Source organism: Flavobacterium sp. ZB4P23 (assembly GCF_003970375.1).
GTDB lineage: Bacteria > Bacteroidota > Bacteroidia > Flavobacteriales > Flavobacteriaceae > Flavobacterium.
In genome coordinates, this window is record NZ_RYDK01000004.1 from 1 (window position 1) to 12,148 (window position 12,148).

Annotated in this window: 9 protein-coding genes; 2 read left to right on the forward strand and 7 right to left on the reverse strand. The window is 36.5% G+C overall.

Annotated elements, in window-relative coordinates; all coding sequences use genetic code 11:
* Positions 1-114: 114 nt before the first annotated feature.
* The 3 genes from EKL99_RS07540 to metG all read right to left on the reverse strand — a co-directional run bounded on the left by EKL99_RS07540 (position 115) and on the right by metG (position 4,615).
* Complete coding sequence (locus tag EKL99_RS07540; RefSeq protein ID WP_126576685.1) at positions 115-1,371, reverse strand: OmpA family protein; 1,257 nt, start codon at positions 1,369-1,371, stop codon at positions 115-117.
* Between the two features lie 284 nt (positions 1,372-1,655).
* Entirely contained in the window at positions 1,656-2,348 is a 693-nt protein-coding gene (locus tag EKL99_RS07545; protein ID WP_126457686.1) for an HAD family hydrolase, read from the reverse strand.
* Positions 2,349-2,554: 206 nt separating this feature from the next.
* Positions 2,555-4,615 (reverse strand): methionine--tRNA ligase, encoded by a 2,061-nt coding sequence (gene metG / locus EKL99_RS07550; protein WP_126576686.1) that lies wholly within the window; start codon positions 4,613-4,615, stop codon positions 2,555-2,557.
* A 385-nt stretch (positions 4,616-5,000) separates the two neighbouring features.
* Between metG and EKL99_RS07555 the strand changes: the two genes are divergently transcribed.
* Positions 5,001-6,548 (forward strand): aldehyde dehydrogenase family protein, encoded by a 1,548-nt coding sequence (locus EKL99_RS07555; RefSeq protein WP_126576687.1) that lies wholly within the window; start codon positions 5,001-5,003, stop codon positions 6,546-6,548.
* Positions 6,549-6,843: 295 nt separating this feature from the next.
* Here the strand turns inward: EKL99_RS07555 and EKL99_RS07560 are convergent, their stop codons facing one another.
* From EKL99_RS07560 to EKL99_RS07575, 4 genes are all read right to left on the reverse strand, one after another.
* A complete protein-coding gene (locus EKL99_RS07560) occupies positions 6,844-7,569 on the reverse strand; it encodes a metallophosphoesterase family protein (RefSeq protein WP_126576688.1) in 726 nt (241 codons plus the stop codon).
* 274 nt (positions 7,570-7,843) lie between these two features.
* Complete coding sequence (locus tag EKL99_RS07565) at positions 7,844-8,983, reverse strand: ATP-binding protein (protein WP_126457683.1); 1,140 nt, start codon at positions 8,981-8,983, stop codon at positions 7,844-7,846.
* A 244-nt stretch (positions 8,984-9,227) separates the two neighbouring features.
* Positions 9,228-9,980: an SDR family NAD(P)-dependent oxidoreductase gene (locus EKL99_RS07570; protein ID WP_126457682.1), complete on the reverse strand. Its 753-nt coding sequence runs from the start codon at positions 9,978-9,980 to the stop codon at positions 9,228-9,230.
* Positions 9,981-10,029: 49 nt separating this feature from the next.
* A complete protein-coding gene (locus EKL99_RS07575; RefSeq protein WP_126452142.1) occupies positions 10,030-10,902 on the reverse strand; it encodes an aldo/keto reductase family oxidoreductase in 873 nt (290 codons plus the stop codon).
* Positions 10,903-11,114: 212 nt separating this feature from the next.
* Here EKL99_RS07575 and EKL99_RS07580 point away from each other — a divergent pair, with 212 nt between their 5' ends.
* Positions 11,115-12,119, forward strand: coding sequence for a MoxR family ATPase (locus EKL99_RS07580; protein ID WP_126576689.1), 1,005 nt, complete (start codon positions 11,115-11,117; stop codon positions 12,117-12,119).
* Positions 12,120-12,148: the final 29 nt, after the last annotated feature.

A 12,148-nucleotide genomic window follows, 5' to 3' on the forward strand; every position in this document is an offset into this window, starting at 1 on the left:
AATGAGCCCGATAAAATATCGAGCTCATTATTATCAAAATTAATTATAAATTTGTCTAAACTTTTGGGTGCAGTCTATTTTCCTTTAGGGCTTTTTTATAAGTAAGTATGAAGCTTATTTTACGGAGAACGTAACTCTTCTAACTAATTTTCTTGCATTTACTGAATTTTTATCTACAGAGGTATCTTCACCGTTTGCAACAACATTCAATCTTGATGCATCAATGTTAGCTTTTACCAATGTAGTTTTAACATGGTTAGCTCTTGCTGTAGATAATTTATCATTGTAAGCAGATCCTCCTAATTCATCAGCATGACCAATAATGTCTACTGAAGCAGAAGGATTGTCTCTCAAGTATGTTAAAATAAAACTAGTAGCTTCTGTAGATACGTCAGTTGGTCTTGATTGATCAAAGTTAAAATAAACAGCAACATAACCACCATTAATTAAACTTTTGATCAATTCATTATCGTAAATAACAGTACTGTCACCTGTTTTGCTCGCATAATTTTTCATTATAAAAGCTTCTGTTTCATCAGGAACATTGTTGTTGTTTTTGTCAATTGATCTTCCTTTAGTATCCACCATTGCTCCTGCAGGAGTATTTTCTTCTTGATCTAAATAATTAGCTACGCCATCTCCATCCGTATCCAGCATTTTATTTTCGATAGCCATAAATCTTGTATCAATTGCATCAAATTTACCTTCGTGATCGATAACCCAGTCCGCATGTTTTTCGTTTTTACCTAAGTAAACTGTTAAACCTACTGTACCATTAAAAAGAATTCCTGAGAAACCTCTGGCATCACGAGTACTTGCACCATCAAAAGCGGCATCTTGCGCAGCATTAAGAATAGTTGTGAAATCTCCCGTTAGAGCAATTCTGTTTGATAGTTTAATTTGACCTGTAACACCGGCCATAAAGTTACCCATTCTGTCTTTCAACGCCGAATTTTGGTCTTCTAATTGTGCTAAACCAAAACCTGCATGACCCAATAAACCGAGAGTGTTTGTCCATGTTTCAAAATTCATGATTCTTCCTAAATTAGCGACGGCTTGAATATCTGCTCTGTAATATTTAGTGTCAAAATCAATTGAATTGTTTTTGCCTTGGAAGCTGTTGTATCCAATGTCAGCCTTTAAACCAAATTTGTTGTTGAACATATATCGAACTCCAAGATCAGCAACAAAAGGACTAGGTGTAGAGGTGAAATAACCAGCAGTCATTGGTCTTTGTGTTTTATTAACACCACCTGCTAATTCAACAGACCATTTGTTGTAATCGTTTTCAGTATTTTTCTGAGGTTCTGTTTGAGCGCTTAAAGTTGTAATCGCTGAAGCAAAAACTAACGTAAGTATGATTTTTTTCATCATATAAAAATTTAAAGTTTTTACAAACCTACAGTACAAAAATGGAGGATAGCCGGTAAAGAGTAAATTATATAAGGATTCGTTCCAATTGTAATAAACAATGTACTAAAACGGGCATTTTTTGAATGTTTTAAAGCGTTTTTGATAGCTCAAAATAGGTATTTATATGCTGAATTTGTGTCTTTTTTACTTAAAAAAGAGGTTTAAAGGGGCTAAATTTAAGACAGAACAGATCCGACAAATGCACTCGCATACTCTAATTTTAGCCAATTGGATTGGTGGATTTATCGTAATTCCAATCGTTTTAAAACGTCTGTTATTTTTTTGAAAGCAATGAAATTTTCGTGTTCTATTTTATGGTCAATTTTTTCATGTGCCCAAGTGGTATGAAACGGAATGTGAACGGCATGTCCGCCAATGGCTAAAACCGGAAGTATATCTGATTTTAAGGAATTGCCAATCATAAAAAATTCCGAAGGTTGTATTTCCAATCGTTTGATGAGATCGGAATAATCTTTTTCCTGTTTGTCTGACATCACTTCTATATGGTGAAAATAATGTCCCAAACCAGAATTGTGCAATTTTCGGCGTTGGTCTAATAAATCGCCTTTGGTAGCTACAACCAATTTGTATTTTCCGTTCAATGCGTCTAAAGTTTCTTGAACACCATCCAATAAAACGATAGGTTTCTCCAGCAATTCTTTTCCATATTGAATAATTTTTTCGATTATTTCAATAGGAATGGTATTATTCGAAATATTCATCGCGGCTTCAATCATCGAAAGAATATAGCCTTTGATTCCGTAGCCGTATAATTTCAGATTGTCAATTTCGACCTTGAAAAGTTCTTTAGAAATTCCCTGATGCGATAAATAATCTTCCATCAAACCGCAGAATTTTTTCTCCGTTTCATCAAAATAGGTTTCGTTGATCCATAAGGTATCATCGGCATCGAAGGCAATTACTTTTAAGCTCATATTTTTTTATTTACCGCGAATTCGCTAATTAAGTAAGTCGAAAGTTTAAAAGTCGTAAAGTCAAAAGAATTAACTTTAAGTAAAACAGCTTAAAATCAGATTGTTACATAATTTCATCCTGATTTTAAAATACGACATTATACCATGGTTATTACTTAATATATTTAAGATTACATATTAATTAGCAAATTTGCGGTTGTTTTTTCTTAATTTATAGTCTCTCCATTGGCAACGCCATCGGTATCCGGATTTACAAAAACCAGTTTTCCTTCGGCATTAGTGGTCATCAATATCATGCCCTGACTTTCTACGCCACGAAGGTTTCTTGGAGCCAAATTCACTAAAACAGTAACTTTTTTCCCTATTATATCTTCGGGCTTAAAACTCTCCGCAATTCCTGAAACAATGGTGCGCACGTCAATTCCAGTATCTATTTTCAAAATCAAAAGCTTGTTCGCTTTTGGCATTTTTTCTGCTTCCAAGATTGTTCCCGTACGGATATCCATTTTGGCAAAATCCTCAAATTGAATTGTTTCTTTCTGTGGTTCGGCTACTTTATTCTCTGCTTTGTTAGCCGTTTTAGTCGCCTCTAATTTGTCAATTTGTTTCTGTATTTCCTCGTCTTCAATTTTGGCAAACAATAATTCCGCTTCTCCAATTTGGTGACCAGCTGGAATCAAATCAGAGTTTTGAGCAACAGTATTCCAATTCAAAGGACTTTTTATTTTTAGAATTCTTGATAATTTTGTAGCTGTAAACGGCAAGAAGGGTTCGCAAAGTGAACTCAACGCAGCCGCAATTTGCAACGCAACGTACATTTGTGTCTGCACGCGCTCCGGATTGTCTTTGATTACTTTCCAGGGTTCTTCGTCGGCTAAATATTTATTTCCTAAACGAGCCACATTCATCAACTCGCTCAACGCTTCCCGGAATCTGTAACGCTCCAGAGAACTTGAAATCACCGCTGGATACGCTTTCAATTCCGTCAAAGTAGCTTCGTCCACTTCCGAAAGTTCATTTGGAGTAGGTACAATTCCGTTGTAATATTTATTGGTTAAAACTACCACGCGATTAATGAAATTTCCGTAAATCGCCACCAATTCATTATTGTTTCTCGCCTGAAAATCTTTCCAGGTAAAATCATTGTCTTTTGTTTCCGGTGCATTTGAGGTCAACGCATAACGCAACACGTCTTGCTGATTCGGGAATTCTTCCAAATATTCGTGCAGCCAAACCGCCCAGTTTTTTGAAGTCGATAATTTATTTCCTTCCAAATTTAAGAACTCATTTGCAGGCACATTGTCCGGCAAAATATAACTTCCTTCGGCTTTCAACATCGCTGGGAAAATAATGCAATGGAAAACAATATTGTCTTTCCCTATAAAATGAACTAGTTTCGTGTCTTTATCTTTCCAGTATGGTTCCCAATCTTTTCCTTCGCGCAAAGCCCATTCTTTTGTAGAAGAAATGTAGCCAATAGGCGCATCAAACCACACGTATAATTTTTTTCCTTCGGCACCTTCAACAGGAACGTCAATTCCCCAGTCCAAGTCACGAGTTACTGCACGAGGCTCTAAACCACCGTCAATCCATGATTTTACTTGTCCGTAAACATTCGGTTTCCAGTCATTTTTATGTCCAACAAGAATCCATTCTTTCAGGAAATCTTCATAACGATCCAAAGGCAAAAACCAGTGTTTCGTTGCTTTCATAATTGGCGTTTCGCCTGTAATGGTCGATTTTGGATTAATCAAATCCGTAGCATTCAACGTAGAGCCACATTTTTCGCATTGATCGCCGTAGGCTTCTTCGTTGCCACATTTTGGACACGTTCCCACCACAAACCGGTCTGCCAAAAATTGATCCGCTTTTGCATCATACAATTGCTCGGTCACTTCCTCAATAAAATCACCTTTATCATACAGCTTTTTAAAAAATTCCGAAGCGGTATCATGATGGATTTTAGCCGAAGTTCTGGAATAATTATCAAATGAAATTCCAAAATCAGAGAATGATTTACGTATAATTCCGTCATATTTATCGATTACTTCCTGTGGTGTAATACCTTCTTTTTTAGCTTTCATCGAAATCGCCACGCCGTGCTCGTCACTTCCGCAAACAAACAAAACGTCTCTTCCCTGCAATCTTAAATATCTGGAATATATGTCCGAAGGTACGTAGACACCCGCCAAATGGCCAATGTGAATTGGGCCGTTCGTATAAGGCAATGCCGCTGTTATTGTATATCTTTTTGGATTCTGTATCATGATTCTATTTTATTGAGCACAAAAATAAGCAATCCAATTTTTATTTGGAGCTATTTCCCACTATCCCTTGCAAATATATTCACGGAACGTCGCAGGAAATAAAAGTTAAGATAAGTAATTGTTCTGTTTTTAAGATAAAATAGAATAGATTTACAACTATAGGGGATTAAAACTATAGTGTGTATCCGATTTTATTTTGCCTACCGATAACAAGGAACCTCAAAAGAAGATCATTTGGATAGAATTCTGAGATCTATAAAAGGGTTTGTTTTATAAAAAACAGATTTTGGATCCAAAGAACAAAATAAAAGTAGCAATGTTTAGTATTTGACGTTAAATCAATATATTTGTAAATAATATAACAATTTTTAATAAAAAAGTTACAATGATAACAATAGCAGATCAATTCGGAATCAAAGACGCCCTAAAGCAATTAGGGATTGAGGAGGTAAATGAAGGAACATCAACAGGAGCAGCTAATTTTGCCAATGGAAAAATCATCGAAAGTTATTCACCAGCAGATGGGACTTTAATTGGAAAAGTAAAAACATCTTCTAAGGAAGACTATGAAAAAGCAATGAAAAAAGCTTCGGAAGCATTTTTAGAATGGCGTATGGTTCCAGCTCCTAAAAGAGGGGATATCGTTCGCCAGATGGGAGATGAATTAAGAAAATTCAAAGAGCCTTTAGGAAAACTAGTTTCTTATGAAATGGGAAAAAGTCTTCAAGAAGGATATGGCGAAGTACAGGAAATGATTGATATCTGTGATTTTGCGGTGGGATTATCCCGTCAATTGTACGGATTAACCATGCACTCTGAAAGACCTTTGCACCGGATGTATGAGCAATACCATCCAATAGGAACGGTTGGAATCATTTCAGCGTTTAACTTTCCGGTAGCAGTTTGGAGTTGGAACGCTATGATTGCTTGGGTTTGCGGTGATGTTGCCATCTGGAAGCCAAGTTCAAAAGTACCTTTATGTGGAATTGCTTGTCAGAACATCATTAAAACAGTGTTAAAAAGAAATAACGTTCCTGAAGGCGTTAGTTGTTTAGTAACAGGAAATGAATCCGGAGACTTAATCAATAATGATAAGAGAATTTCGCTGGTTTCTTTTACAGGTTCAACTAGAATAGGTCGTCACGTATCAAAAACTGTTGCCGAACGTTTTGGAAATACTATCCTTGAATTAGGAGGGAACAATGCTATTATCGTTTCGGAACACGCGGATATCAGTATGGTATTAGTCGGAGCGGTTTTTGGAGCGGTAGGAACAGCAGGACAGCGTTGTACCTCAACCAGACGTTTAATCATTCACGAAAGTGTATATGACAAAACGATCAGCGTGTTGAAAAATGCGTACGGACAATTGCAAATAGGAAATCCATTGGATGAGAATAATCACGTAGGACCGCTGATCGATAAAGGTGCTGTTCAGGAATATTTGAATGCGATTGAAAGCGCTAAAAAAGAAGGTGGAAAAATTATTGTTGAAGGTGGTTTGGTTGAAGGCGAAGGATATGAAAGTGGTTGTTATGTAAGACCATGTATCATTGAAGCTGAAAACCATTTTAACATTGTGCAAACAGAAACTTTTGCTCCTATTTTATATGTAATGAAATACAGCACGATTGAAGAAGCGATTGCGTTGCAAAACGGAGTTCCACAAGGACTTTCTTCTTCTATTTTTACAAACAGCATGAGAGAAATGGAATTGTTCCTTTCTCAATCGGGTTCCGATTGTGGAATTGCCAACGTAAATATTGGTACTTCAGGAGCTGAAATTGGTGGTGCTTTTGGAGGGGAAAAAGAAACTGGCGGCGGCCGTGAATCGGGTTCTGATGCATGGAAAGCCTACATGAGAAGACAAACTAATACTATCAATTACGGAACCCAATTGCCATTGGCACAAGGAATAAAATTTGATTTGTAACCCCAAAATAGAATTAACTAAAAAAGGCAATTTGAATATTTCAAATTGCCTTTTTTAGTATTACAAATTCCTTGTAAACTTATTAAAAAACACGCACAATAATCTTTGTGATGTAATCTAACCCGTCATACACATCGAAAAAAACAAACCCTTTTCTACAGCAATAATAAAATCCAAAGTGCCCAGACAAATATATTTGACTTAGACGATTTTTTTTTGTTTTTTAAAGCTTGTGCAAGTGTTAATGTGGCAGTAATAGATCACTTTTAAACACAGGTTTAAAAAAATAGGACATCTAATTTCTTCCTTTTTCGTCAAAATACAATTGGTTCAAAGGTTCACTTTGCCAAAACTCCTTGGTGTCAACATCCATAATAGTCAATGGTCCTTTGAAGGCTGCTCCGGTATCTACATTCCAAACATTTGCCTTTTGAACGGGAGTCATTTCACCTATTCGGGTGACAGGCGTGTGACCAATATAGATTTCATTATATAAAGTAAAGCGTTTTGGGTAAAACGCATGGTCGGTTTTCATTGTCGTGTCTAATGCCAAGGCCGTTTCCCATAAGGTTCTGTCCCAATAGAAAAGCCCGGGAAAATATTCAAAGTCAACACCATTCATATTCGTAAAACCGGCATGGACAAAAAGCCGTTGTTGCTCGTCCAGATGAAAATTTTCTAATGATTTCAGGAATTCAATGTGTTTTTTCTTGGTTTCTAAGCCAACCGTTTCGTAGGCTAAAACAGTTGCTTCTCCACCATGTTTGTGCCAAAGCAGATTGTCTTTGCTTTCGCCGAGCCATTCCAGCAATAAATCATCATGGTTCCCACGGATGCAGATGCAGTTTTGTTTGGTTTTCAGAGCAATGATAAAATCTAGTACTTGAGGCGATTGACTCCAGCCATCGACGTAATCTCCCAGAAAAATCAGGGTGTCGTTTTTAGTAACATTGGCTCTTTCCATAATTTGGTGCAATGCTCGCAAACCACCGTGGATATCGCCTATAACAAGTGTTCTCATGTACGGGTTGTTCATTTATTAGTCTAAAAACAGCAAGAAATACGAGCTGTCTTTCAAGGTATAAAATTAAGTAAAAGAGTGGTGAAGTACTACTTTTTAACTTATTTTTTTAACTAAAGTTAAAGGAGCTCTTTTTTAAAAATTCTGATTTTTATAGCAAATAACAGGGCTAAATTCCTCAAATCTCATTTTAAAGTAAAACTTAAAATATCACTGCTTTACGGGCTTATTTTACTTTTCAGGACATTTTAAAAATAAATAAATCAACAAAAAATTACTGCACATCATATTTCATCTTTCTCAAAATTCGCAACGCTTCCTTAAACGATAAATACACGTGGTTGAAAGGTTTCAACAGTACTTTGGCATCTATTAGCTTTTGTTTGGCTTCTTCAAAACCGTTGAGGTAGCAAATCATAAATGTTGAGGGTAAATTCTCTAAATCTTTTTCTTCTCGTTTGCTTAATGAAAGTCCTTTTTGGAGTTTGTTCAGCAAAGTAATATTGGCATTATAAATATGGAACAGCATTTTCTTGTTGAATTCCGGTGGTTGAAAAAGCATCTCTCTCTCAATTTTATAATAGCCATTGTCGTGAAAATGAATCGTTTGTTTTTCTAAAGGATAATAACTCGTTTTATCATTCAGACCCAAAGGAACATACTCAATAATGGTAAAAGTATCTTCGTCAAAAGTGATTTCGACCACATCCTGAGCCGAATAAAACAGCTTGATTTGTTCGTTGATCAATTCAATATCCACGCGGGATAAATACGTTTTATCACGGGATTTTTTTGCAATTCCTGCCCAGCAAATCACAAATAACTCCTTGAATACTTTATACTTTGGCGACATGTCTTTGTGGCGTAAATTCATAAAATCAATCACGCCATCAAGTGTGTATTCAATGCTGTTTCGGGAGTTGTTTTCAATGCCAATTACGGTTTCCGTATTCTGATAATTCTTTTCAATTTCGCCTTCAACCGGTGTCGTGTTGCTGCCTCTTCGGATAAAAATACTGTTGGCAGGAATCGTGTGAATTCCTTTTTTGAAATAGGAGGTGTTGCTTTTTGGCTTGATTGTTACCAGTCCGATAACCTTGTCCTTTGGTAGATTTGGAAAAGGTATATTTTCATATTGAATTTTGGGTGGATTCTCCAGATAGGCATTCACTAAATTCTGAATCCGACTGTCATCAAAAAAATCATCCCCCACAATAGTATTGTCTTGGTCTTCAACCCCCACTACAATATAGGAGTTATTCATAGGGTTTGAATTGGACAGCGCGCAAATGTGTTTGAGAAACTTGGCTTTTCCTTCCCGTGTATGCAAATTTAACTGGCGCTTTTTGTCATAAAAACTACTTTCATCATTGTGAGCAAGCAGGTTTTTAATAAGAATGCGTTTGTTGATCATTGGTACTGTTTATTATGTATTTTTTTTTTCAGTGTTGTAAAGACATATTTGTTGATCCTATTTTGATCCTTTTCTATCAGAATATTTTAATAAACTACCGCTAATTCGCAGATTTTAAAATTAATTAGAAAATCTGCGAATTAGCGGTTGCATTTTTACCTGTTGCATTTTTTGTTTATTCCCTTTTATAAATATAATGATAACTCGATGTATTGTAGTGTTTTATAATAAATAATGGGGATAATCAATTCCTTTTTAAAATAGTAGCAGCGGCTTGTGCGGTTGGCAACACCATCAAATCGGCAATATTTACATGGTACGGTCTGGAAACTACAAAGTGAATAATGTCAGCAATGTCTTCAGGATGTAATGGCTCAAAACCTTTGTATACATTGGCGGCTCTGTCTGTATCGCCTTTGAAACGCACTTCACTGAATTCTGTTTCCACGGCACCGGGATGAATGGCTCCCACCCGGATTCCATAAGGATTCAAGTCCATTCGCATAGCTTGGTTTAAGGCATCAACAGCATGTTTGGAAGCACAATAGACGTTTCCGTTTGGATATACTTCTTTTCCGGCTATGGACCCAATGTTGATAATATGACCTGATTTTCGTTCGATCATTTGTGGGATTATGGCTTTTGAGACATACAAAAGTCCTTTTACATTGATGTCAATCATGGCATCCCAGTCGTCTAAATCTCCTTTTTGAATGGGGTCTAAACCATGTGCATTTCCGGCATTATTAATCAAAACATCAATTGTAGCAAAGACTTCCGGAATAGAATTGATGCTTTCGAAAACCGCTTTTTTATCTCGAACGTCAAAAGACAACGTATGCACTTTGGTAAATGCTGAAAGCTCCTTTTTGAGTTCAGTCAATCGGTCCTCACGGCGTCCGCAAAGAATAATCTGATAGTTATTTTTAGCTAATATTTGTGCTGTTGCTTTACCAATTCCGCTGGTGGCTCCGGTCACTAAGGCTGTTTTAGTCATGAAATTTTTTTCTTTTTTGATTCTAAAGTTGTTGAGTTGAATAGGGATTCTAGGCTACATTTGTTCCCATACTTGCTGCCCAAATAGCAAACCAATCTTCTTTGTCTAATTCTAATTCAACGGCTTTCATCAAGGATTGGATTCGGGCTACATTTACCGTTCCGGCAATAGGAATTACTTGAGCAGGGTGTTTTAAAATCCAGGACAGCAAAATCGAGTCGGAGCCTAAATGGTATTTTGAAACTAAGGTCGCCAATAATTTTTTTAAGCGATGGGTTTGCGGAATATCTTTTCTGAAAACAGATCCAAGTGGATTCCAAGACATAGGCCGAATGTTATTGGCCTGCATATAATCAAAACTTCCATCCACCATAGGTTCGAAATTAGTGGCCGAAAATTGGACTTGATTGTACAAGACTTCTGTTTTTTGACCAATTAATTCGGTTTGTGTAGAAGTGAAATTAGAAACTCCAAAATCGATGATCTTCCCTTCTGATTTTAGCTTCAAAACGGCTTCGGCAATTTCATCCGGCTGCATCAAAGGACTGGGTCTGTGTAGTAAAAGCACGTCTAAATAATCGGTATGCAGGTTTTTTAAGGAGTTTTCAACGGACCAGATGATGTACTCTTTTGAATATTCATAATGTTTGATCGTATTGTTCCGGTTTTCGGTCACCATTTGGATTCCGCATTTGGATATCAATTGCATTTTTTCCCGGTCAATACTGCTGGCTGCAAATGCTTTTCCAAAATCAGACTCGGTGGTGTAATCCCCGTAGATATCAGCATGGTCAAAAGTGGTGATTTTATTTTCTAAACACACATTAATCATGTTTTCCATTTCTTTGGTATTGAGATTTTTATCCCAAATCCCCCAGTTCATGACGCCTGCTACAATGGGTGATAATTTAGTTTTATTCATGTTTTTTATTTTTTATTAAAATGCGTAAATCTTCAAATTCGAAATATATTTTTCAAAGTTCTTAAAAATATAAAAATTGTATCATAATTCGGCCTTAAAATTAAGTCTTTTGTCGAAGTTTTAACCATTTTTTAACATCTTACTTCTAAAAAAAAATTCAATTTGCACCTTCAAAACGACGGCATTAAATTCAAGGTTTTAAAAATAATAAAATGGAAGAAAATACAGCGGCTTTAGACATCAGAGCAATCAATGAAAAAATTGAAAGAGAGAGTGCTTTTATAGACCTTCTCACAATGGAAATGAACAAGGTTATTGTAGGTCAAAAGCACATGGTGGAGCGTTTGTTGATTGGACTTTTGGGTCAGGGTCATATTTTATTAGAAGGAGTTCCCGGATTAGCAAAAACATTAGCGATCAATACGCTTTCACAAGCGGTACATGGCTCTTTCAGCAGAATACAATTTACGCCGGATTTATTGCCTGCGGATGTTGTGGGAACAATGATTTACAATATTAAGCAAAATGAGTTTTCGATAAAAAAAGGACCAATTTTTGCTAATTTCGTCCTTGCGGATGAGATAAATCGTGCACCTGCCAAAGTACAATCCGCCTTACTGGAAGCCATGCAGGAAAAGCAAGTAACTATTGGAGACACTACTTTCAAACTAGACCGTCCATTCTTGGTTTTGGCTACTCAAAATCCTATTGAACAAGAAGGAACGTACCAATTGCCTGAAGCCCAGGTGGATCGTTTTATGTTGAAAACGGTTATTGATTACCCAAAAATGGAAGACGAACGTTTGATTGTTCGCCAGAACCTGAAAGGGAGTTATGAAAAAGTTAATCCAGTAGTTTCAGTAGAGCAAATCTTGCGCGCACAGGAAGCCGTTCGGGAAGTATACATGGATGAAAAAATAGAGAAATACATTCTGGATATCGTTTTTGCCACACGGTACCCGGAGAAATACAAATTGGCTGATTTGAAACCGTTAATCAGTTTTGGAGCATCTCCTCGAGGAAGCATCAATTTAGCAAATGCTGCAAAATGTTACGCTTTTGTCAAACGTCGCGGTTATGTAATTCCAGAAGATGTTCGGGCGGTAGTGCATGATGTATTGCGTCATAGAATTGGTGTTACCTACGAAGCAGAAGCCGAAAACATTACTTCGGTTGATATTATTAACAAAATTGTAAACGAAATAGAAGTACCATAAAAGTGAATAGTAAAAAGTGAATAGTAATT